Origin of the sequence: Saccharopolyspora karakumensis (assembly GCF_004349225.1) — a bacterium.
Taxonomy (GTDB): domain Bacteria; phylum Actinomycetota; class Actinomycetes; order Mycobacteriales; family Pseudonocardiaceae; genus Saccharopolyspora; species Saccharopolyspora endophytica.
This window is the reverse complement of the sequence record NZ_SMLA01000077.1, coordinates 1-22,967: the sequence shown is the minus strand read 5'-3', so window position 1 is coordinate 22,967 and position 22,967 is coordinate 1. Positions and strand designations below refer to the sequence as shown.

The 22,967-nt window shown below is 66.8% G+C and carries 21 protein-coding genes; 12 read left to right on the top strand and 9 right to left on the bottom strand.

Annotated elements, in window-relative coordinates; translation table 11 throughout:
• The coding region (locus E1202_RS29020; RefSeq protein ID WP_165944024.1) for an integrase core domain-containing protein at positions 1-132 on the top strand (132 nt) is incomplete at its 5' end.
• A 6-nt stretch (positions 133-138) separates the two neighbouring features.
• The gene (locus E1202_RS29015; protein ID WP_328591030.1) at positions 139-2,475 is read left to right on the top strand and encodes a Tn3 family transposase; all 2,337 of its coding nucleotides are present in this window, start codon (positions 139-141) and stop codon (positions 2,473-2,475) included.
• Between the two features lie 90 nt (positions 2,476-2,565).
• Here E1202_RS29015 and E1202_RS29010 read toward each other — a convergent pair whose 3' ends face one another.
• Together E1202_RS29010 and E1202_RS29005 are read right to left on the bottom strand one after the other, a co-directional pair.
• On the bottom strand, positions 2,566-3,399 hold the full coding sequence (locus E1202_RS29010; protein ID WP_132686506.1) for an SDR family oxidoreductase: 834 nt from the start codon (positions 3,397-3,399) through the stop codon (positions 2,566-2,568).
• Between the two features lie 185 nt (positions 3,400-3,584).
• On the bottom strand, positions 3,585-4,454 hold the full coding sequence (locus E1202_RS29005) for a helix-turn-helix transcriptional regulator (protein ID WP_132686512.1): 870 nt from the start codon (positions 4,452-4,454) through the stop codon (positions 3,585-3,587).
• Between the two features lie 64 nt (positions 4,455-4,518).
• On the opposite strand from E1202_RS29005, the gene E1202_RS29000 reads away from it, so the two are divergent.
• Positions 4,519-5,400, top strand: a complete 882-nt coding sequence (locus E1202_RS29000) for an SDR family oxidoreductase (RefSeq protein WP_235879091.1) — start codon at positions 4,519-4,521, stop codon at positions 5,398-5,400.
• A gap of 34 nt (positions 5,401-5,434) precedes the next feature.
• On the opposite strand, the gene E1202_RS28995 is transcribed toward E1202_RS29000, so the two are convergent.
• On the bottom strand, positions 5,435-6,154 hold the full coding sequence (locus E1202_RS28995; RefSeq protein ID WP_132686505.1) for a site-specific integrase: 720 nt from the start codon (positions 6,152-6,154) through the stop codon (positions 5,435-5,437).
• Positions 6,155-6,401: 247 nt separating this feature from the next.
• Positions 6,402-7,190 (bottom strand): GntR family transcriptional regulator, encoded by a 789-nt coding sequence (locus E1202_RS28990; protein WP_132686504.1) that lies wholly within the window; start codon positions 7,188-7,190, stop codon positions 6,402-6,404.
• Between E1202_RS28990 and E1202_RS28985 the strand changes: the two genes are divergently transcribed.
• From E1202_RS28985 to E1202_RS28950, 8 genes are all read left to right on the top strand, one after another.
• The gene (locus E1202_RS28985; protein ID WP_235879090.1) at positions 7,165-10,104 is read left to right on the top strand and encodes an FAD-binding and (Fe-S)-binding domain-containing protein; all 2,940 of its coding nucleotides are present in this window, start codon (positions 7,165-7,167) and stop codon (positions 10,102-10,104) included. The genes E1202_RS28990 and E1202_RS28985 overlap by 26 nt on opposite strands.
• Positions 10,105-10,167: 63 nt before the next feature.
• Entirely contained in the window at positions 10,168-10,995 is an 828-nt protein-coding gene (locus tag E1202_RS28980; protein ID WP_132686503.1) for a DUF6282 family protein, read from the top strand.
• A 180-nt stretch (positions 10,996-11,175) separates the two neighbouring features.
• On the top strand, positions 11,176-11,991 hold the full coding sequence (locus tag E1202_RS28975; RefSeq protein ID WP_132686502.1) for an IclR family transcriptional regulator: 816 nt from the start codon (positions 11,176-11,178) through the stop codon (positions 11,989-11,991).
• A gap of 29 nt (positions 11,992-12,020) precedes the next feature.
• Positions 12,021-12,932 (top strand): alpha/beta hydrolase, encoded by a 912-nt coding sequence (locus tag E1202_RS28970; RefSeq protein ID WP_132686501.1) that lies wholly within the window; start codon positions 12,021-12,023, stop codon positions 12,930-12,932.
• 15 nt (positions 12,933-12,947) lie between these two features.
• The gene (locus E1202_RS28965; protein WP_132686500.1) at positions 12,948-13,595 is read left to right on the top strand and encodes an ABC transporter permease; all 648 of its coding nucleotides are present in this window, start codon (positions 12,948-12,950) and stop codon (positions 13,593-13,595) included.
• A gap of 31 nt (positions 13,596-13,626) precedes the next feature.
• Positions 13,627-14,754, top strand: a complete 1,128-nt coding sequence (locus tag E1202_RS28960) for an ABC transporter ATP-binding protein (RefSeq protein ID WP_132686499.1) — start codon at positions 13,627-13,629, stop codon at positions 14,752-14,754.
• Positions 14,755-14,761: 7 nt separating this feature from the next.
• Positions 14,762-15,535, top strand: coding sequence for an ABC transporter permease (locus E1202_RS28955; RefSeq protein WP_132686498.1), 774 nt, complete (start codon positions 14,762-14,764; stop codon positions 15,533-15,535).
• Positions 15,536-15,573: 38 nt separating this feature from the next.
• A complete protein-coding gene (locus tag E1202_RS28950) occupies positions 15,574-16,569 on the top strand; it encodes a glycine betaine ABC transporter substrate-binding protein (protein WP_207918976.1) in 996 nt (331 codons plus the stop codon).
• Positions 16,570-16,828: 259 nt separating this feature from the next.
• On the opposite strand, the gene E1202_RS28945 is transcribed toward E1202_RS28950, so the two are convergent.
• Genes E1202_RS28945 through E1202_RS28935 form a run of 3 tightly spaced genes read right to left on the bottom strand, consistent with a single transcriptional unit; the run spans position 16,829 to position 18,953 of the window.
• Complete coding sequence (locus E1202_RS28945; protein WP_235879089.1) at positions 16,829-18,217, bottom strand: replication-associated recombination protein A; 1,389 nt, start codon at positions 18,215-18,217, stop codon at positions 16,829-16,831.
• The gene (locus tag E1202_RS28940; protein WP_132686497.1) at positions 18,214-18,576 is read right to left on the bottom strand and encodes an MmcQ/YjbR family DNA-binding protein; all 363 of its coding nucleotides are present in this window, start codon (positions 18,574-18,576) and stop codon (positions 18,214-18,216) included. Before E1202_RS28940 ends, E1202_RS28945 begins: the two co-directional genes overlap by 4 nt.
• A gap of 8 nt (positions 18,577-18,584) precedes the next feature.
• A complete protein-coding gene (locus tag E1202_RS28935) occupies positions 18,585-18,953 on the bottom strand; it encodes an MmcQ/YjbR family DNA-binding protein (RefSeq protein WP_235879088.1) in 369 nt (122 codons plus the stop codon).
• Positions 18,954-19,085: 132 nt separating this feature from the next.
• On the opposite strand from E1202_RS28935, the gene E1202_RS28930 reads away from it, so the two are divergent.
• Positions 19,086-20,081: a helix-turn-helix domain-containing protein gene (locus tag E1202_RS28930; protein ID WP_132686507.1), complete on the top strand. Its 996-nt coding sequence runs from the start codon at positions 19,086-19,088 to the stop codon at positions 20,079-20,081.
• 46 nt (positions 20,082-20,127) lie between these two features.
• On the opposite strand, the gene E1202_RS28925 is transcribed toward E1202_RS28930, so the two are convergent.
• Together E1202_RS28925 and E1202_RS28920 are read right to left on the bottom strand one after the other, a co-directional pair.
• The gene (locus E1202_RS28925; RefSeq protein ID WP_132686495.1) at positions 20,128-22,413 is read right to left on the bottom strand and encodes a molybdopterin guanine dinucleotide-containing S/N-oxide reductase; all 2,286 of its coding nucleotides are present in this window, start codon (positions 22,411-22,413) and stop codon (positions 20,128-20,130) included.
• 114 nt (positions 22,414-22,527) lie between these two features.
• A partial coding sequence (locus E1202_RS28920; RefSeq protein WP_207918975.1) for a cobalamin-dependent protein occupies positions 22,528-22,967 on the bottom strand: 440 nt, incomplete at its 5' end.

The window sequence follows — 22,967 nt, the reverse complement described above, 5'->3', positions numbered from 1 at the left end:
GAATCAACCCAGCAACGCAACACCGCCCTGCCAGCCTGGATCCACTTCTACAATCACCACCGCCCCCACTCCGCCATCGGAGGCACACCGCCAGTCACCCGACTGACCAACCTCCCCGGACATCACACCTAGGCCACCCTGCTGCGCCGCCACGGCGACTCCCGGCGGGCGGCAACGCTGTTGGCCACGGTGGCCTACCTGCAAACGAGGGCGCTCGATGACGCCCTGGACCTGCTGGACGTGCTGATCGCCTCGAAACTGCTGGCCCGAGCGGAGCGAGAATCGGCCAAGGAGAAACTGCGCACCCTACCCCGGCTCGGGAAGGCATCGGCGAAACTGGCCGCCGCGCTGGAGGTGTTACTGGAGATCACCGGCGCACACGATGACCTCGCTGAACAGGCCGCTGACGACGGCGACACCGTGGAGCCGGTCAGTTTGGCGCAGGTATGGGCCGAGATCGAGGCTGTGGTGCCTCGCTCCGAGCTCGCCGACGCGCTGACTGCGGTGGTCGAGCTGGCCGGCCTGCCGGGCTCCGACGCTGACGAGGCGTCGCGGGCGGAGCTGGTCAAGCGGTTCGCCACGGTGCGGCCGTTCCTGCCGCTGTTGTGCGAGGTGATCCGTTTCGACGCCGCCCCGGACGGGCAGCAAGTGCTGGCGGCGCTGCGGGATCTGCCGAAGTTGTGGGGCGGAGGCCGTAACAAGGTCGCCCGCTCGGAGATCGACGAGCAGCTGCTCATCGGCTCGTGGCGCCGTCTGGTGCTGCACGCCCCGGAGCTGGAGCCAGGCACGGTGGACTGGCGCGCCTACACCTTCTGCGTGCTGGAACAGTTCCACCGCTGCCTGCGCGGCCGGGACATCTTCGCGGTCAACTCCAGCAAGTGGGGCGACCCCCGCGCCAAGTTGCTGGCGGGCAGTGCGTGGATCACGGCAAAGCCGGTGGTGCTTTCCAGCCTCGGCCTGCCACCCGACCCCGACGATCACCTGGACGAACGCGCCGACCTGCTGAACGCCACTTTCCGCGAGGTCACCGCTGGGCTTCCGGACAACACCGCGGTCCGCTTCGACGACGCGGGCCGCCTGCACCTCGCGGCGCTCCCGGCGGAGGCAGAGCCGCCGAGCCTGGAGAACCTGCGGGTGCTGACCAACCGGATGCTGCCCCGCGTCGATCTCCCGGAGGTGTTGCTGGAGGTGTTCGCCTGGACCGGCGCCGACCAGGCGTTCACCTCGATCACCGGCGGCGAAGCCCGCCTCGCGGACCTGCACATCACCATCGCCGCACTGCTGGTGTCAGAGGCGTGCAACATCGGCTGGACCCCGGTCATCAAGCACAGCGTGCCCGCGCTGACCCGTGACCGGCTCGCCCACGTCGACGCCACCTACCTGCGAATGGACACCCTCAAAGCCGCCAACGCCGCCCTCATCGAGCACCAGGCGAACATCGACCTGGCCCAGCTCTGGGGTGGCGGGCATGTGGCCAGCGTGGACGGGATGCGGTTCGTCGTGCCGGTGCAGACGATTAACGCCCGCCACAATCCCCATTACTGGGGCCAGAAACGGGGCGCAACGTGGCTGAACATGGTCAATGACCAGGCCGCCGGTCTCGCCGGGAAAGTCGTCGCCGGCACTCCACGCGACTCCCTGCACGTGCTGGACGTGCTCTATGACCGCGACGGCGGGCAGAAGCCGCAGATGATCGTGACAGATACCGCCTCGTACAGCGACATCGTCTTCGGACTCCTGACTTTGGCGGGGTTCTCCTACGCCCCGCAGCTGGCCGACCTGCCGGATCAGAAGCTCTGGCGCATCGACACCAAGGCGGACTACGGCCCGTTCACCACCGCCGCCCGCGGCCGCATCGACCTGGAACGGGTGCGGCGGAACTGGGAGGACATCCTGCGGGTCACCGCCTCCATCCACACCGGCGCTGTCCGCGCGCACGATGTGATCCGGATGCTCTCCCGCGACGGCCATCCCACCCCGCTGGGTGAGGCCATCGCGCACTACGGGCGGATCCACAAGACCCTGCACGTGCTGCGCATGGTCGACGACACCAGCTACCGCCGCGACATCAAAGCCCAGGCCAACCTGCAAGAGGGCCGCCACGCGCTGGCTCGGCGGATCTTCCACGGCCAGCGCGGCGAACTACGCCAGGGCTACTACGAAGGCATGGGAGACCAACTCGGCGCCCTGGGCCTCGTGCTCAACGCGATCGTGCTGTTTAACACCCGTTGCCTCGACGCCGCGATCACCGAACTCCGGGCGGGTGGCTACGAGGTCCGCGACGAAGACGCCGCACGACTCTCACCGTTCGTGCGCCACCACATCAACATGCTCGGCCGCTACTCCTTCCTCACCCCTGAACTCGCGGGCGGGCTGCGCCCACTGCGCGACCCGGCGAGGCCTGACGAGGTTGAGATCGAGCCCGTACGGGTGTGCCCGCGCCAGAAGGCGCGGGCACACCCGTACGGAAATTAGGCGATCTCTCGTGGATCTGTTCGAACAATCAGTCCCATGGAGGAGCTTCGGCGAGCCGGATCGTTTCACTGGGGATGGGTCCTCGTGCGTTCACGCGGCGTGGGCGGTGGCAGCGGACTTCTCCCGCCAGGGTGCCAGGTCGTCGTGCAGCTGGTCGATCTTGACGTGCAGCCGTTCGATGGCGTCCCGTCCCAGCGGCAGGTGCGTGGGCAGCTTGTCCTGGCTGGTGACCTCGTAGATCAGGGCCGCGCCCCTGATCGGGTCGCCGAGCTGGGTGTGGTTGGCCTCGCCGACCCAGTCCAGGGTGGTGTGCGCGGGGGTGCCGTCGTAGGCGGCGATGCGATTCGCCGGCAGAGACAGTGAGGTCTGGTCGAGGAAGTCGGTGCGGAACACGCCGGGCTCGACCACCATGCTCTGCACCCCGAACGGAGCCATCTCCACCGACAGGGCCTCGCTGATACCCGCAACGGCGAACTTCGACGCGCTGTACATGCTCACGCCGGGCTCGCCCTCGTAGCCGGAGCGGGAACCGATGTGCACCAGCTTGCCGCTGCCCTGGGCCCGCATGACCGGCAGCACCGCGCGGGTGACGTTGATCAGACCGAAGACGTTGAGGTCGAACAGCGACCGGGCCTCGGGGTCGGTGATCTCCTCCAGCGCGCCGAGCAGGCCTCGGCCTGCGTTGTTCACCAGCACGTCGATGCCACCGAAACGGTCGACCACGGACTGCACCGCGGCCGGGATGTCCTCGATGCGGGTCACATCCAGCGCGACAGCGAACACGCGCTCGGAGTTTCGAAGATCGTCCGGGATCCGGTCCGGGTTGCGTACCGCGACCGCGACGTTGTCGCCGCCGGCCAGCGCCGTGCGAGCGATTTCGGCGCCGAAGCCGCGGGCGGCGCCGGTAATGAACCAAGTCGACATGACAGTCCTTTCTGGATTTCCGTGTGAGCTGTTTTCACCGCTCACCTCTGTCACTCAACCAACCGATGGCCAGGAAATGGGGGCCGAAGAAGGCCTTGGTTATCGGGGGACAGACAGGGCCACCCTCGGTGCTCACACAGCAAAAAGGCCCGCTCCGGTTGGGGGGAGCGGGCCCTGGTGGGGTGTCAGTGGGTTTCGATCGGGATGTCGTGGCGTTCCTGGTCGTGCCAGTGGGCCAGCAGCCGCAACGAGGTTTCCGAGGCCGAGCCCGGTTGCGTCGTGTAGACGAACAGGGTCTGATCCGTGTCGCCGGCGGGATGCAGGGCTTGGTATTCGACGGTGAGGTCACCGACCAGCGGGTGGCGGTAGGCCTTCGTTCCAGTCGTGCGTTGATGCACCTTATGGTCCGACCACCACCTGCGGAACTCCTCGGAGTGGATCGACAGCTCTCCGATCATGGCGGACAGCTGTGGGTCGTCCGGGTAACGTCCGGCGTCCAGCCGTAGCATCGCCACCGTGTCCGCCGCGACGGTCGCCCAGTCGGCGTAGAGCTCGCGAGCGTGCGGGTCGAAGAACACAAACCTGGCCTGGTTGCGTTGCGGTGCGGGCAGCGCGCGGAACTCGGTGATCAACGCGCCGGCCAGCCGATTGTGCGCCAGCACGTCCAGCCGCCGGCCCAACACGAAAGCCGGGCAGTACACCTCATCCAGCGTCTCGATCAGCCGCAGGGTTGCGGGGTCCACCCGCTGCGGGCGGGCGCGGCGTTTGCGCTTCGCGGGTTCAGGACGGGCGAGGTTGAACAGGTGCTGACGCTCGGCCTCGTCAAGCCGCAGCGCCACCGCCAGCGCATCCAGCACCTCGGCTGAGGCGCTGCGGCTGCGGCCCTGCTCCAGCCGCGTGTAGTAGTCCACGCTGACCCCTGCCAGCCGCGCCAGCTCCTCCCGCCGCAGACCCGGCACACGGCGGCGTGCGGACTCCGGCTCCAGACCGACCTGGTCCGGGCTCACCCGCGCGCGGCAGGTGCTCAGGAACTCCGCGAGCTCCGAGCTGTCCATGGCGTTCATACCAACCCAGTCTGCCCGTCAGCGTCCCGGGCACGCGCGGCGAAGGTGGCCCATCTTGTCCCCCGATACGCACGGCCCTGTTCGGGCCACCCTGTGGGCTTGCCGGCTGGTTGTGTTGGTGCCGCAAAACCTGTGCCCGACTTCGAACGGACAAGCAAACATGTCAGCAGCCATCACCACCAGCCCGCTAGCCGGCCGTGTCGCGGTCGTCACCGGCGCCTCCAGCGGCATCGGGGAAGCCACCGCGGAACGGCTGGCAGCACTGGGCGCCAAGGTCGCCGTGGCCGCCCGCCGCAACGACAACCTCGACGCCCTCGTGGCCCGCATCGCCGCTGCGGGCGGAACCGCGCTGGCCGTCCCGCTCGACGTCACCGACCGGGATGCTGTCACCGCCGCCGCTGAGCAGATCACCGACCAGCTCGGCCGAGTGGACTTGGTGTTCAACAACGCCGGCGTCCAGCTGATCTCCCCGATCGAGGACCTGCAGGTCGACGACTGGCAACGCCAGATCGACCTCAACATCACCGGCGTCATGAACGTCATCGGCGCATTCGTGCCCCACCTCACCGACGCCGCCGTGGCGGGCGGCCCCGCTGACCTGATCACCACGTCCTCGATTGCGGCAACCCGGGTCCTGGAAAAATTCTCGATCTACTCTGGTACCAAGGCCTATATCAGCCAGCTCACCCGGCTACTCCGCGTCGAGCTGGGCCGCAAGATGGTACGGGTGGCCACGATCGAACCGGGCATGGTCGACACCGAGTTGCCCGACCACGTCACCGACCCCGACGCCAGCAAGCTGATGGCCGACCTGATCCACGGCATCGACGTCCTCAGCCCGGCCGACGTCGCCGAAACCGTCGCATTCATCGCCTCAATGCCCCGACACGTCAACCTCACCGAGATCACCATCCTGCCCACCGCCCAGGCTGTCTGAGCAGCTCAGCGGAATTGGGTAAGGTGGATCCTCTTCACCGGCGGCTGTCGCCGGGTGCCAGCAGGCCGGTGATCTCGGCCAGCGCTTGGTCGGAGGGTTTGAAGTAGCGGCGGACGTTCTCCGGTTTCTTGTGCCGGGACTTCGCCATCAACAGCAACAACGACGCACCGGCCTCGCCAAGGTGGGTCAGCGCGGAATGCCGAAACTCGTGCAGGTCCCACCCGGTGCCCGGGCCCCGGTGCGCGGTGTGGGCGTCGAGCAGGGCCCGGGCCTGACCGTAGGACAGCCGGGCGAGCCCGGTGTCCGGGCAGGTGTCGCGGGGACCGAGGACCTTGCCGGGGCCGGGACGCCGGTGAGTGGTGAACACCGGGCCCCCGCAGCGGCCCTTGAGCAGCCGAGGCAGCAGCCGGGCGGTGCCGGCGTCCCAGTACGCAAGGCGCTTGCACCACCTCGGCACGGCCGGGGCCTCGTGCCGTTCCCGGCACCAGGACAACCACGAACCCACCGCCGCACGGCGCGCGTTCCAAGTACCCACCGCCGCCTGACCCCACAGCGATTCCAGGGCCTCGCCGACCTCGTCGTCGGTCACCGTCGCCAGCGGCCGGTCCTCGCCGAGCTTCGCAGCGGTCTTGCCGACCGCCGTGGCGTAGCCGCGGAGCGTGTTCGGGTTCGCCAGCGAATCGAGGAACAGCTCGGCCACCCGGCCGACGGTCAACGCCGAGGGGTTCGTCGGCAGCGCGACGACGGTGGACACTCGCGTTCTCCCTTGCCACAGATAACAGGGTTTCTTTACACGCCTCTGCGGTGATGTTCCCCAGGACGCGATCATCGATACCGCAGATAATAGAGCGTCATCTGTGGGATGACTTCACGAACCGGCCGAAGCCAGCACCGCCTCGATCAGCGACCAGGGACGACGAGGGCTTAGCGCACGATCCGACACGGATGTTCCTCAGACCCCGAGTGACCAACGCGGCGCGGTTCAAGTCGATGCCAGCTCGTCAGTCGACCTGGGGCAGCCACGTGAGCCATTCCGGGTCGGCGGTGGAGTGGGGCGAGGAGAGCAGCGCTGCGGTGCTGAGGAGGTGAGTCCGCATCGCTGCCTCTGCGGCGGTGGCATCCCCGGAGAGCACCGCTTCCGCGATCTCGGTGTGTTCGGCGATGACTTGTTCGGGTGAGCGCACGGTCGGGATGCTGCGGCGCCCGTGCAAGGACAGGGCGTCGCGCAAGCCCGTGACGTACGAGGCGAGACGTTCGTTGCCGCTCTCCCGCAGGACGACGTCGTGGAATGCGCGGTCGGCGGCGAAGAAGGCATCGAGATCCCCGACGTCGGCGCGCATCCGCGCGAGCGCGGCGGAGAGTTCCTCGCGCCCGGTATCGGTGAGCCGCTGCGCGGCTCGACGCGTCGCGGGCGGTTCCAGCAGGAGCCGGAGGGTGAGAATCTCCGCGATATCGTGCTCGGTGTTGGTCCGCACCCGGACTCCGCGGTTGCGCTGAATGCTGACCAAGCCTGCGTCGGCGAGGCGCAGCAGTGCTTCGCGAACCGGCGTCCGCGAGACGTTGAACCGTTCGGCGAGTTCCTGCGCCGAGTACAGCGCTCCCTGAGCGAGTTCACCCTGCCTGATCGCGTCACGGATCATCGTTGCGAGGCGGTCGGTCTTGCTGGGCTCATCGCGGACCTGCTCCATAGCGAAGGTATCTCCTCGATCGCGATTGTTCGCGCCTCGACAGCGGCCGTCGGTCAGCCCACAGCCTATCCGCCCCTTGCGCTGCGACGGCTGCACTGGCATGTTGCATGCTACTCTTGCATGCAACTTCGGAAGGTTGACAGACGTGCCCGCGAAGACACCATCCGACCGCACGACCCGCCACGTTGACGATGAGTTCCGCCGGCACCTGTCCGCCGCGCTGCCGCGCGCGGCTCGGATCGATCTGACCAGCCGTGCGGCCTACAGCTCTGATGCTTCGATCTATCGACAGATGCCCGCGGCGGTGCTCGAGCCGCGGGACGCCGAGGAGGTTGTCGCTGCCACCGACATCGCACGGGAGCTCGGGGTACCGGTCACCGCGCGCGGGGGCGGGACTTCGGTCGCGGGAAACGCGGTGAGTCCAGGCTTAGTGATCGACTTCTCTCGCCACATGAACGCAATCCAGCATCTCGCCCCGGACACTCGGAGCGCTGTCGTCGAGCCCGGCGTGATCTTGGACGACCTGCGCGTCGCGGCCAGCGCTCATGGACTGACCTTCGGCCCCGACCCCTCGACGCATTCGCGCTGCACGTTGGGCGGAATGATCGGCAACAATGCCTGCGGTTCGCATTCCGTGGCCTGGGGGACCACCGCCGACAACGTGCAGGCGCTGCGGATGTTGCTCCCCGATGGCCGCCGGCTGGATGCGCGCCGAGGAACCAGCGGTGATCCGGGCGTGGACGCCGAACTCCTGAGGTTGCGCGACGCCAACCTGGCCACTGTGCGCACCGAACTGGGCCGCTTCAGCCGGCAGGTTTCCGGATACGGCCTCGCCCACCTGCTCCCGGAACGGGGGTTCGACGTGGCCAAGGCGCTCGTCGGTACCGAAAGCACCTGCGGCGTGGTCCTATCGGCAACGGTGCAGCTGGTCGAAACACCTGCGGCCCGGGTACTTCTGGTGCTCGGGTTCGACGACGTTCACCAGGCTGCTGACTGCGCTCCGCTGCTGGCGAAGGCCGGCGCCCTCACCGTCGAGGGCATGGATGCCGCGCTGGTGGCAGCGTTGCGCACCAGGCCTGGGCGGTCCGAAGCAGGTGCTGAACTCCCGTCGGGCCAGGCGTGGTTGTACTGCGAGGTCGGCGGTGCCACCGCTGACGAAGCGACCGACGCCGCCAAGGCGTTGGCCGAATCGGTCCCGGGCGCCACCGCGCAGGTGATCACCGACGTCGCCGGGATGCGCGGGTTGTGGCGGATTCGTGAGGAGGGCGCGGGCATCGTCACTCGCCTCGCTGACGGGGGCGAGGCCTGGCCAGGCTGGGAGGACTCCGCAGTCCCGCCGGAGAACTTCGGCGCTTACCTGCGGGAGTTGCGCGCCCTCATGGACGATCACGGGCGGCGCGGTGTCTCCTACGGGCACTTCGGTGAGGGCTGTCTGCACCTGCGCACCGACTGGGATCTCAGCTCCCGGCGTGGGCTGGACGACTACCGGGCGTTCGTAGAGTCGGCCGCGATCCTGGTCGCGCGTCACGGAGGCTCGATTTCCGGTGAACACGGTGATGGCCGTGCTCGGTCGGAGCTGTTGTCCAGGATGTACTCGACGGAGGCGGTCGCGGCTTTCAGCGCGTTCAAGGGCGTCTTCGATCCGGAGAACCTGTTCAACCCGGGTGTGATCGTCGATCCGGAACCGCTGGACGCCAACGTGCGACCCGGTCCTGGGCACGATCGCCTCGACCTCACGCCTGTGCACGCGCTCCACCAGGACGGCGGGTCGTTCGCCTCGGCCGTGCACAGGTGTGTCGGAGTGGGCAAGTGCAGGCAGACCTCCGCCGGGGCGATGTGCCCGTCGTACAAGGTCACGCGCGATGAGGTGCAGTCGACCCGGGGCAGGGCCCGAGCGCTGTCGGAGATGCTGCGAGGCGAATCGATCCCTGACGGGTGGCGGTCCACTGAGGTCCGCGACGCCCTGGACCTGTGCTTGTCCTGCAAAGCCTGCCGCAACGACTGCCCGGTCAACGTCGACATGGCGACCTACAAGGCCGAGTTCTTGCACCACCATTACCGGCGGCGTCTCCGTCCTGCAGCGCACTACTCGATGGGATGGTTGCCGCTGTGGTCACGGATCGCCGCGCGGATCCCGCGCCTCGTCAACGCGATCACCACGCGCCCGGCGCCGGCCGCACTCCTGAAAAGCCTGGGAGGCATCGACCCGCATCGCGACATGATCAGATTCGCCGAGCAGTCCTTCGAGACGTGGTTCGCACGCCGGCCGCGGCAGCCTGGCCAGGCGGCGACGGCCGGTGATCCAAACTCAACGGTGGTGCTGTGGCCGGACACCTTCACTAACTACCTCGCGCCCGAAGTCGGGAAGGCGGCGGTGGAGGTGCTCGAGGCGCTCGGCTACCGGGTTGAACTCCCGACGGGCTCGGTCTGCTGCGGGCTCACCTGGCATTCCACGGGGCAGTTGAGCGTGGCGCAGCGGATGCTGCGCCGTTCGCTGGGTTCGCTCGACGCGCAGCTTGCCGCCGGGTATCGCGTCGTGGGTCTGGAACCGTCGTGCACCGTCATGCTGCGGGACGAGGCCACCGAGCTCGCCGGGGCAGCTGCGCGATTGAGCGCACAGACCGTCACCTTCGCTGAACTCATCGCGGAGCACGGCGAGAACACGGACGACTGGCCCTTCCGAGAGCTGGACGTCGCCGCGGTGGTGCAGATCCATTGCCACCAGGAAGCGACCACCGGGTCCGCAGCGGACCGCACGGTGCTGCAGCGGTTGGGTGTGCGGACCGATGTCATCGGGTCCGGATGTTGTGGTCTGGCGGGCAACTTCGGTTTCGAGAAAGGCCATTGGGATGTTTCCCAGGCGTGCGCCGAGTTGGAGCTGTACCCGAAGGTCCGCGCGTCCGCGCCCGAGGACCTGGTTCTCGCGGACGGATTCTCCTGCCGTGCCCAACTCGCCCAAGGCACCCACCGCAGCGGTCGGCACCTCGCCGAAGTCTTGCGAGACGCACTGCGTTGAGAGGTGTTGCTGTAGGAGCAACGCCCGTTGTTTCGGTGAACCGCGGAGGGAGAAGGTGGTCGGATGTTTGATGTGCATGTTCATGCCGCACCGGATGTGACACCCAGACTTGCTGATGATCGGGAGGTCGTCGCGGCCTACGCGGCGGCCGGTTTCACCGGCTGCGTGCTCAAAGGACACTACGAGTCGACCGTCGGACGCGCTGCGGCCGCAGGCCGCGGGCAGTCGATCCGGGTCTACGGCGGCATCGCGCTGAATCAGCACGTCGGAGGGGTCAACCCGGCTGCGGTGGCCGCGTGCCTGGGGGCCGGTGGCCGAGTGGTGTGGATGCCGACTGCGGATTCGCACACCCAGCGCAGTGCGGGATTGCCGCGCCTGTGCGGGATGAAGCCAGGGCTGTCGGAGCACACCTACGCCATCGCGCCGGTGGACTGGTCCACAACCGACGAGGTGGGAGAGATTTGCCGCATGATCGCCGAAGCCGATGCCGTGCTGGCGACCGGGCACATCAGCACAGCGGAGGCTCGTTGGCTGCTCGCCATCGCGCATGAGTGCGGAGTACGGCGCGTGTTGCTCACCCACCCTAGTTACACGGTGCCCGCCATGTCGTCGGCCGAAGCTGCGGAGTTGACGGAGCAGGGAGCGCTGGCCGAGATCACCACGTTCCAGCTGCTCCACCAGACCGGGTGCACGCCCTCGATGCTGGCTGCGTTCGCACGCGAGGTCGGGTTGGACCGCATCGTGCTCTCCTCGGACGCGGGCCAGCCGGATTCGCCCACGCCCCCGGAGGCTCTCGAGCTACTCATCGACGTCCTGGCCCGTGAAGGGCTTGACCGCAGTGCGTTGCGCGCCTGCGCTTCCGAGCTCCCGGAGGCACTCGTCGTCCCGTAGTGCACCCGGTTACCCGCGGACAGGGCGTGGCCTCGCTGCGCCCACGTGATTGATCGATCCAGGTTCCCTCGTGGTTTCCGCGGCCTCAATCGCAGTCCTTTGACTAGGAAAAACAGAAACAGTTGCTGTTGGAGCAACAGCCGTTGTCAAACACGCGGTGTGCTGTCCACCATGTTTGGCATGTCAGTCGAGGGTTCGTCCAGCGTTCACCGCACGCTCGCGATTCTGTTGACGCTCGGTTCCGAAGACGCAGCCGAGCGCGGCAGTCTCGGCGTGGTCGAGATCGCCCGCCGGGTGGGTCGTGAGAAGAGCCAGATCTCTCGCGCGCTTCGGGCGCTGGAGGAATCCGGGCTGGTGGAACGGGACCCGGACACCCTGCGCTACCGCCTCGGTTGGCGGCTTTTCACCATGGCCGTGAACGTGGGCCAGCAGCGGCTGCTGGCCGAAGCGCCGGCCATCCTGCGTCGTCTGGTCGCGGCGACCAAGGAGCGCGCACACTTGACCGTGCCCGACGGCGATGGAGCGCTTACCGTGCTCTCGGAGAGCCCGATGCGCGCCGTGCAGACGGCTGGCTGGGTCGGACGCGTTGTGCCTCTGCACACCACCTCGTCAGGTCGGGCGTTGTTGTTCGACCATAGCGACGAGGAGATCCGCGAACTGCTCGCCGACACCATGTTCGGTTCAGCGGGACCGCAGGCTCCTCGCGACGTGGAGGACGTCCTGGCACGCCTGCATCGAGCGCGCACCCGCGGCTATGTGTTGGTGGACGAGGAGTTCGAGGAAGGGCTCGTGGCCGCCGCGGCCCCGATCCGCGACTTTCGGGGCCGCGTGTGCGCCGCGCTCAACGTCTCGGCCCCGAAGTTCCGCTTCGGGCGGGACCTCGACAAGACCGGACGCATGGTCTGCTCAGCCGCTCATCAGATCTCCCGGGCGATGGCCGGACTCGACCCGGTCGAGTCCTCGCGCCCGCAAACCCCGGCTCGGCCACAGCGCTAGTCGGTCGCATCACAACACAGGAGGAATCAGTGATCTCCCGCCCTCTTCCGTTCTTCAGCAGCGGGTTGCGCCTGGACGCCGACCTGCACCTGCCCGACGACGGCGGTGCCGGCGCCCCGTACCCGGTGGTGATCCCCGCTTCCGGCTACCAGGGCCTGAAGGTCATCCACCCGGAACGGTTCGCCCGCGCGCTGACCCCTCGCGGCTATGCGGTGCTGGCGTTCGACTACCGCGGATTCGGACTCAGCGAAGGCGAGCGCGGCCGGCTGGTCCCGCAGGAATGGGCCGAAGACGTGCGCGCCGCAGTCGGTCGTGTGTCCACCGTCGATGAGCTCGATGCCGACCGGATCAGCCTGCTGGGATGGGGCATGGGCGGCGGTGTCGTTGCTGCTGAGGCGGCCGAGGACCTGCGTGTCGGTGCTGTCGCCGCGGTCAACTGCATCGCCGACGGCACCCGTTCGACCCGCAACATGCACGACGAGCAGAGCTGGAACAGCCTGCTGGAGCGTGTCGCCGCCGACCGGGGACGGCGAGCCGAGATCGGTCGTTCCGAGATCACCTCGCCCTGGGACATCGTCCGCCTGGATCTCGATGGTCGCACCGACGGCTACGTGGGGGAGGAGCTCTACCGCGCACCAGGATTCGGTTCCGGTGTCACGCTCGAATCCGCGGAAATGCTGCTGCGGTTCTCGCCGGAATCGCTCGTGCACCGCGTCGCGCCGCGTCCGCTGCTGGTCGTGCACGGCGGGCAGAACGAGCTGCACAAGCCCGAAGAAGCACGATCGCTCTACGAGCACGCTGAGGAACCCAAGAACCTGAAGATCATCGATGGGGCAGGGCACACGGAGTGGATGTTCGACGATCATCCGACCTTCCGTGACCTGGTCGAGGAACTGGACGCGTTCTTCAGCAACGCCTTCGACCGGGCACCTGTGAGCTGACCGGAACGCGCCGCCATGACTTTCCTCGAGTATTTCGCCGGAAACTGGATGGAAGTCCTCGACGCCACGATCGCGCACACCGTGCTCGTGCTCGAGGGACTCGCGTTGGCGGTGCTGATCGGGCTGCCGGTCGCGGTACTGACGTACCGCACCGGCACCCCTCGCACCTTCACCCTGGGCGTCGCGGGATTGCTGCTGACCATCCCGTCGTACGCGTTGTTCGGACTGCTCATCGCACCACTCGGATTGGGCAGTGCCCCCGCTGTCGTCGCGTTGACCCTGTACGCACTCCTGCCGGTCATCCGCAACACCATCGTGGGTCTGCGGGAGGTCGATCCCGCAGTGGTCGAATCCGCCCGCGGCATGGGCATGAACCGTTTGCGCCTGCTGGCCACAGTGGAGTTCCCACTGGCCTGGCCGGTGGTGGTCACCGGTCTTCGCGTCGCCACTCAACTCCTGCTGGGCATCGCCGCCATCGCCGCCGCGGTCAACGGGCCCGGACTGGGCAACCTCATCCTCGACGGGCTCGCCAAAGCGGGTACCCCGTTCGCCATCTACCTGACCATCGAAGGCGCCGCCGCCATCGTGCTGCTCGCGGTGCTGTTCGACGCAGCGTTCGCCGTCCTGAACCGACTCACCACGTCGAGGGGGCTTCGTGTCTGAGAACAACCACTGTCCGAGCCAGGAAAACGCCATGATCCGTCTCGAACGGCTCACGAAGTGCTACCCCGGGCAGCAGACCACCGCTGTGCGGGAGCTGACCATGGACATCCCCGCGGGCGAGATCGTGGTCTTCGTCGGTCCCTCCGGATGCGGCAAGACCACCACCATGAAGCTGATCAACCGTCTGATCGAACCCACCTCGGGACGCATTCACCTCGATGGCACCGACGTCACCGAGGTCAACCCCGACCAGTTGCGCCGCAAGATCGGCTACGCGATCCAGCAGACCGGGCTGTTCCCGCACCGCACGGTCGCCGACAACATCGCCACAGTGCCCAGAATGCTCGGCTGGGACGCTAAACGCATCGACGCCCGGGTCGACGAACTCCTCGACCTCGTCGGCCTGGAACCGACGGCCTACCGCAACCGCTACCCCAAGCAGCTCTCCGGCGGCCAGCAGCAACGGGTCGGGGTCGCCCGCGCACTCGGCGGAGATCCGGACGTGATGCTGATGGACGAGCCGTTCGGCGCAATCGACCCGCTCAACCGGGAGGCGTTGCAGAACGAATTCCTGCGCATCCATGCCGAGCTGGGCAAAACGATCGTTTTCGTCACCCACGACATCGACGAGGCGATCAAGATGGGCGATCGGATCGCGATCTTCCGGGAGGGAGGCCAGGTCGCGCAGTACGACACTCCCGAAAGGATCCTGGCCCAACCCGCCGATGACTTCGTCAGCGACTTCCTCGGCTCCGGTGCGGCGGTCAAGCGCCTGTCGCTGATCGGACTCGACGCCGTCGACATCCCGGACTGGCCGACCATCGACCACGATGCCGATCGTGATCAACGGCTGGCTGTCGCTCAGCGCGCGGCAAAGGACTTCCTACTGGTGCTCGACGCCGAGAATCGTCCGAGCGGCTGGCTGCCGAGGAAGGCGGCCGCTGAATCGGACGGGGTGATCCCGCTGATCTCCCCGCTCGGACCTCGGCACAACCTGTTCGACGCGCTGTCGCAGATGCTGTCGTTCAACTCGTCCGCCGCGGCGGTGGTCGGCGACGACGGACGCTACCGAGGAGTGCTCGAACTGGACTCGATCCGCGAGCTGATCAACGCAGAACTGCCCGGAGAATCCCGGTCCGACCTGCTGCAGGGGGTGTAGTCGAACGATGGTCGCCCTTGCTGGCAATCGGCCGTTCGAGGCGGGAACGGGCCTCCGCGCCGGCGCGCGGTACCTGCTCACCCCGATCGTGCTCGGCGCAGTACTCGTGACCCTCTACGCCTACGTCTCCGCGCAGCCCCTGGACCTCATCGAGCAGCGGAGCCTCAACGCCGATTACGTCCTCAGCCGGACCTGGAAACACCTGGTGCTGACCGGCATCGTCACGGTGTTCATCCTCGGGTTCTCGATCCCTGCCGGTGTCCTGTTGACGAGACCCTGGGCGCGACGTCTCGCAGCGCCGATCCTGGCCGTGGCCAACATCGGACAAGCAGTTCCTTCGCTGGGCCTGATCGTGCTGCTGGCGGTCACGTTCGTCACGCTGGGCGTGAACCAGATCGCCGTCATCGCCTTCGTGCTCTACGGCCTCTTGCCGGTGCTGCGCAACACCATCGCCGGGCTGCAGCAGGTGGATCGCTCGGTGATCGAGTCCGCGCGCGGGATGGGCATGACCAGGACCGCCGTTCTGTGGACTATTGAGCTCCCGCTGGCGGTACCGGTGATGCTCGCCGGCATCCGCACCGCACTGGTCATCACCGTCGGCACCGTCGCACTGGCGACGTTCATCGGTGCCGGCGGACTCGGCGACGTCATCTCCAACGGCATCAACTCCAGCCGCAACCTTGTTCTCGTCACCGGCAGCGTGCTCGTCGCCGTGCTCGCCCTGCTGGTGGACTGGCTCGCAGGCATTGCGGAGAAGGCCCTGCACCCGCGAGGACTCTGAAATTCCTCACCGAAACACCCTTTCTCGGAGGTGACTTCGTGTTCCAACGCCTTGGCCTGGGAGCCGGCCGCGTCGCGGCGCTGATGGCCCTCGCGGCGGTATTAGCGACCGGATGCTCGGGAGCTTCCGGAAGCACCGAGCAGACCGTCCCCGAACAGCAACAACTCGCGAGTGGCTTGATCGCGCGGGAATTCGATCTCGCGGGAGTTCACTTCACCGTAGGCTCCAAGGAGTTCACCGAGCAGGTCATCCTCGGCAAGATCATGGCCTATGCGTTAAACGCGGCCGGAGCCAAGACCACCGATCAGACGGGGCTGTCGGGCTCCACGATCGCCCGTAGTGCTCTGCAGAGCGGTCAGATCGACATGTACTGGGAATACGCTGGCACTGGCTGGTCGCAGTTCTTGCAACACGACAAGCCCGTCCCCGGTGATGTCGAGCAGTTCCACGCCACCGCCGGTGAGGATTCCCGCAACGGCATCGCTTGGCTCGGCCCTGCGCGATTCGGCAACCAGTACGCCATCGCCCGCGCTGGCAACGCACCCGGCCCTGCCGGAGAGGTCAACAGTCTCGGTCAGCTGAAGGAGTTCGTCGCACAGCACCCAGATCAGGCAACCCTGTGCGGTGCTTCGGAATTCCTCGATCGCGAACTGGAACCGTTCCAGGAAGCCTACGACGTCCGCTTCCCTTCGACCCAGGTCTATCAGAACGCCTTCGCGCTGAACTACGTCAACGTCGCCAAGGCCAGTCCCTGCAGGTTCGCGGAAGTGTTCACCACCGACGCGCGGATCAAATCGATGAACCTGCACGTCTTGCACGATGAGAAAACGCAGTTCAGCACGCAGCTGGCGGCACTGACCACTCGCAACGACGTCGCCCGTGAGCACCCGCAGATCGCTGAGCTTGCCCGCCGCCTCGGCCACGAGCTGACAGAGGACACCATGATCGAACTCAACGGGATGGTCGACCTCGAAGGTGCGACACCGGATGAGGCCGCACTGCACTTCCTGCGGACCCGCGGCTTCATCGGGTGACGAGCTGCCAGGCGGTTGAGCGTCTTGATGTGGAGCTGGGGCAGCGGAGTTCCTGCCGAGGTTGTGCGGCGGCCGTCCAACGAAGCACGGGTGATTGCGTGATGGGCGACGAGGAACTCCACTCGAGCTCGACGCAGGCCACGAGTAGCTCGAACGGTACCTTCCGGGCCGATCGGCGGAGAGCGGGTGCAAACCGGAGCCAGGAACTCCTGCTCGGCGGCATCGAGCAGAAGTTGCGAAGGGAGTCTGGCGGCATTCGTCAGGTCTCGGTGTTCCGGTCCTGGTTGCGCAGGGCCGCCCAACGGTCCAGCCGTCGGCGGATGTTCTCCTCGTGGCCGCTCGCGGCGGGGCGGTAGTAGGTCTCGCGTTCCATGCCGTCGGGGAAGTAGTTCGCGCCGGAGAACCCGTCCGGCGTGTCGGGGTCGTACTGGTAGTCCTCGCCGTAACCGAGGTCCTTCATGAGCCGCGTGGGTGCGTTGAGGATGTGCATCGGTGGCATCAGCGAACCGGTCTGGTGTGCGCGTTGGCGTGCAGCGCCGAAAGCTCGATAGACGGCGATGGATTTAGGCGCTGTCGACAGGTGGACGACGGCTTGTGCGATCGCCAACTCGCCCTCGGGTGAACCCAGGCGTTCGTAGACGTCCCAGGCGGCGAGGGCTTGGTGCACCGCCTGCGGCTCGGCCGTTCCGATGTCTTCATTCGCGAAGCGCACGAGTCGGCGGGCGATGTAGAGCGGGTCCTCGCCGCCGTCGAGCATGCGGGCGAGCCAGTTCAGGGCAGCGTCGGGGTCGAAACCGCGCATGGACTTGTGCAGCGCCGAGATGAGGTTGTAGTGGCTCTCATGGGTTTTGTCGTACAGCGGCGCACGCCGCTGAACTTGCTCGGTGAGCGCGGCTGTGTCCAGCGGCGTTGTGTCAGCGGACAGCGCCTGGAGTTGCTCCACCATGTTGAGCAGGAACCGGCCGTCACCATCGGCCATGGCCACGAGTGACTGACGGGCGTCGTCGTCCAGCGGCAGCGCCCGATCTGTCAGTCGTTCAGCGCGCTCGATCAAGGAGTTGAGCGCGGTGGTGTCAAGGCGTTTGAGGACGAAGACCCGGCAGCGGGAGAGCAGAGCCCCGTTCAGCTCGAAGCTCGGGTTTTCGGTGGTGGCACCGACGAGGACGACCGTGCCGTCCTCCACGTACGGCAAGAAGCCGTCCTGCTGGGCACGGTTGAACCGGTGGATTTCGTCGACGAACAGCAGCGTGCCCTGACCGACCTCGCGCCTGCGGCGGGCTGTTTCGAAGACCTTCCTGAGATCTGCGACGCCTGAGAAGGTCGCTGAGAGCGTCTCGAAGGCCACATCGGTCCGTTCCGCCAGGAGCCGAGCGATGGTCGTCTTCCCGGACCCTGGCGGACCCCACAAGATCGCCGACACCAGCCGCCGCTGCTCCACCATGCGACCGACGGGAGCATCGGTCGCGAGCAGGTGCTCCTGCCCGACGACCTCCTGCAGGCTTCGCGGCCGGAGTCTTTCGGCCAGTGGGCGGTGCGTTTCCTCGTCGAAAAGGGACGGAAGTTGGTCTTCGTGCTTCATGGACGATCCATGGGTGCGTGCGAGCAAGTTGTCGTCATGGCCAGGTTCGTGCGCGCGGTCGATGCTCATCGGGGACGCTGCTTCTGCGGAACGGTCTCCAGGGCCAGGTGGTAGGAGTCGTCGACGAGTTCGGCGATCAGGTCCCGGGTGATGTCCGGGCCAGCTCCCAGGGAGATCCAGTGCCGTTTGTCGAGGTAGCGGCCGGGAGTGATCGAAGTGTGCCGATCTTGCAGCAGTCGGCCATACTCCGGTTCCGCCTTGACGGTGATGATGAGCTCGTTCGGGTCGTCGGTGATGATCAGGAAGACCTTGCCTGCCACCTTGTAGACGTCGAGCTGTTCGGTGAACGGGCGCCCGCCGGTGACACCCGGCAGTGCAACGGCCGTGTCGCGCGCAGTGTTCTGGAGCTGCTCGCCGCTGGTGGTCATGACGCAGGTCAGAAGCCGTGGCCGTAGGTGTGCGGGTCGACGGGCTGCCGGGATTTCGGGAGCCCGGCGACCACGAGACGGTAGGACTCGGTCACCAGCTCCCTGACCAGCTGTTCATCGAGGGTGTCTGCGCTGTCTACGGTGATCCAGTGCTTCTTGTTCATGTGGTAGCCGGGGGTGATGTTCTCGTACTGCTCGCGAAGGGCGAGTGCTTCTTCGGGGTCCGATTTGAGGATCACGACGGGGCGCCCGGGAACTTCGGTCATGAGCATGAAGACCCTGCCGCGAACCTTGAAGACGTCCCAGTCGTCACCGAAGGGGTGCTCCAGGCCGGCCCCGGGCAGCTCGTCGGCGCAGTCGGCCGCGGTCTTCAGCAAGGTTGCTCCGTCCAAGGTCCTCAACTCCCTCCTGGTCTGGCCGCTGATGGCATCGTCCGACGGGTTGGCGGGTCCGTCCTCCCCATTGTTTCCTGACGTCAGGCTCCCTAACCAGTAAACTGCGGACCCGTGATGGTCACCAGGCGACAGAACTTGAGTTCGAAGCCGCGTCTTTCCAGTCCGGACGGTTTCGTCGCCCGTGCTGATGCGGCCTCCGTCCCGCTGTACAGCTTCCAGCCACCGGTCGGGACTCCGTACGGCCTGGAAGTGACCACGATCGAGGACTTCTACGCCCACCACGACGACTGGCCGTGGAATCCCGCCCGTCCGGGACGGGCGACTTTCCACTACCTGATCCTGGTCACCGAAGGTGAGCTGCGGCACGAGGTCGATCACATCACTCACCGCGTCGATCCAGGTCAGTGGCTGTGGGTGCGGGCAGGGCACGTGCAGTGCTGGCACGAGCCCAGCGGCGCCCGAGGGCCCTTCATCCTGTTCGAGCCGGAGGTGGTCCGGCCCGATACGGCCCGCTTGTTGACCTCCCTCACCTCGCCCGGCGCCCCTGCCGTCCTGGCACCGCATGGTGACGATGTCCCGTGGCTGGAGCAGACGGCGTTTCAGCTTCTCGACGAACACCGGGCGCTGGGACGTCGTTCACTCGCGGCGCACCACTCCTTGCGTTGCAGCCTCCTGGAGGCCTTGCTGCTGCGTCTCGCTCACTCGCCAGGCGTCCCGGAGCCTCCGGCTGACACTGGAAGCGGTTCCAGCAGCACCCCAGGCACTGCAACCAAGAGCGCCCTCGATCGGCATCACACCTACGAGCGCTTCCGGGATGCAGTGGAGTTGCACTTCCGCGAGTTTCATCGAGTCGACGACTACGCGGCGATGCTCGGCTGCTCGGTCCGCACGCTCAGCCGCGCGGCCCGGACGGCGACCGGAACGGGTGCGCGGGAGGTCATCGATGAGCGGCGACTGCGCGAAGCGCGCCGTCTCCTCGGCCACTCCAGGTGGAGCGTTCAGGCGGTCGCCTCTCACCTCGGCTTCACCGATACCGCCAACTTCGGCCGGTTCTTCCGCCATCACACCGGACTCACACCCGCCGACTTCAGGGCGCGGGGCTGCTCCTAGCTTTCTTAGCTCGCGATTCTGGGGAGCGAGATAGGACAGCAGGGACTCAGGCACGGTTGTCGACGAGCTTCGGCGGCTTGTCCACGGTGATGGGTGGATGTGGTCGTTCCCATCGTTCGACTTCTACGAGTGCGTGCTGGGCGGTCGTTCCTTGGGAGAGGCTCGAGGAGGGCCTGTCTGCGGTCAGCACGTTCGGATTGCCGTGGCGGCAGAAGGAGGGGTCCGACGGGTCGGGGTCGTACCAGGCGCCTGTCGCGATCTGCACGACCCCAGGGCGGATGGCATCGGTGATGATGAGCCCAGCCAAGCACGATCCTCGATCGTTTCGGATTCGTACGACGTCACCGTTCTGAAGTTTGCGAGCGGCCGCGTCGACGGGGTTCATCCGGGCTGGTTCACGTCGGTGAAGCTTGCCTCGCTTGCTCGTGGTGCCGATGTCGAGTTGACTGTGCAGTCGCGTCTTCGGCTGGTTCGAGATCAGGTGCAACGGATACGGCTGATCGCGCCATTCGCGTGGTTCGAGCCAAACGGGGTGACCAGGGCAATCCTCGTAGCCGAAGGAGTCGATCTTCTCCGAGTAAATCTCGATCCGGCCCGATGGCGTCCGTAGTCGGTGGTTCACGGGGTCGTTCCGGTAATCCGCATGAAGGACCTGACCGGGATCCAGCACGGGAATCTCGATGTAGTCGCCGTCCCAAAACTCCTCGAAGCTCGGAACGGTATGGCCTCTCGTCGCCAGCCGCTCCCGCCACTCGCTGTACAGGTGCTCGAGCCACTGCTGGACGGTCCTGCCCTCAGTGAATGCTTGGTTCAACCCGAGTCGTTCTTCGAGTGCCCCGAAGATGGCGTAGTCGTCGCGCGCCTCGCCGGCAGGTTCGGTGAGTGCAGGCATCGGGAAGAACAGCGGATCGTTGCGACCGGCTCCGAAATCATCCCGCTCGATGGTCATCGTGGCCGGCAGCACGATATCGGCGTTGCGAGCTGTGCTCGTCCAGAACTGCTCGTGGACGACGATCGTCGAGGGGCGCTGGAAGGCGCGGCGGAGCTTCGTGAGGTCTTGGTGATGGTGGAAGGGGTTCCCGCCGACCCAGTAGACCAGGTCCACGTGCGGGAATGTGAGCTCTCGTCCATTGAACGGGATGACGGCGCCGGGGTTGAGGAGCATGTCCGCGATCCGCGCGACGGGGATGTAAGATCGTTCCGGGTTCGTTCCCTGCGGCAACCGCGGCGGGCTCGTGACCCTCCTTGCGAGCCCCACGTCGCCGGACGAACCGTATCCGTGCTGGAACCCGCCGCCTGGCAGGCCGATCTGGCCCAGCATCGCGGCGAGGGTGACGCCGAGCCACACGGGTTGCTCGCCATGATCTTGTCTCTGCATCGACCAACTGACGTTGATCATCGTGCGGGATTCGGCCATCCTGCGAGCAAGGGCGACGATCGCGTCGGTGGGGATCTCGGTGATCTTGGATGCCCACTCAGGAGATTTGGGTTGACCGTCGCTGGTGCCGCGGACATAGGCGATGAAGCGGTCGTAGCCCACCGCGTACGTCTCGAGGAATTCGAGGTCGGCGAGTCCTTCGGCATCCAGCTTGTGGGCGAGCGCCAGCATCAGGGCCGCATCCGAACCAGGCCGTGGCGCGATCCATTCCGTGTCGGCCTCCGCGAACGCATCGTCGCGGATCGGCGTGATGTCAACGAAGTGGCAGCCCGCCTCACGTGCGCGCTCGATCTCCGAGCGAGTGGCGTGCCGGGCGATGCCTCCGGGACCGACGGCGGAGTTCTTCTCGGACAGCCCGCCGAACGAGATGAACAGCTCGGTGTGCTCACGGATGACGCTCCAAGTCGTAGCGTCCGCCATGATCTCGTTGACCGAACCGATCACGTGAGGAAGGAGCGCCCCGGAGGTGCCGTAGCTGTAGTCCCCGACGGCAGAGACATAACCGCCCAGGCAGTTCAGGAATCGATGGAGCTGGCTTTGGCCGTGGTGGAACCGCCCGGCGCTTGACCATCCGTATGAGCCGCCGTACACACCCGAGGAGCCGTGCGTGTCGTAGACGCGCCGGAGCTCGGTGCTCAAGAGATCGAGTGCTTCGTTCCAGGTGACCTCGACGAACGGCTCGTCGCCTCGTCCCGTGCCGCCTGGGCCTCGTTGGAGCCATCCTTGCCGGACAGCCGGCCGCCTAATCCGGGCGGGATGGTGCTGGCTGCTCGCGACGTTGTGGATGATCTGGCGAGGGTCTGGGTCTCCGTGCCACCCGGTCACAGCGCTGAGCGATTTCCCGTTGGATTCGGCTTCAAGGACGCCGAAGTGCGTCAAGTGGGAAGACCTCATCGTTCGTGGTGCTCCTTGCCGGTGTGAGCTCCAAAGCCCCTACTTCTGAACTTGCTCGCGGACGTAAGGTTTAGACGACCACGGAGGATAAGTCGTCCCCCGCCCCCCGTGGCATCAGTGTTCGAGGCGGGTTCGGAGTTCGTGGAGGAGTCCGGAGGCGGCGTCGGCGATGACGGTTCCGGGCGGGAAGATCGCCGAGGCCCCGGCTTGGCGGAGGGCGTCGAAGTCGGCGGGTGGGATGACGCCGCCGACGACGATCATGATGTCGTCGCGGCCGATGGCGGCCAGTTCCTCGCGCAGCGCGGGCACGAGGGTGAGGTGTCCGGCGGCGAGGCTGGAGACGCCGACGATGTGCACGTCGGCTTCGGCGGCCTGGCGGGCGACCTCGGTGGGGGTCTGGAACAGGGGGCCGACGTCGACGTCGAAGCCGAGGTCGGCGAAGGCGGTGGCGATGACCTTCTGGCCGCGGTCGTGGCCGTCCTGGCCCATCTTGGCGACGAGGATGCGCGGTCGGCGGCCTTCGGCCTCGGCGAAGTCCTCGACCTGCCGGCGGG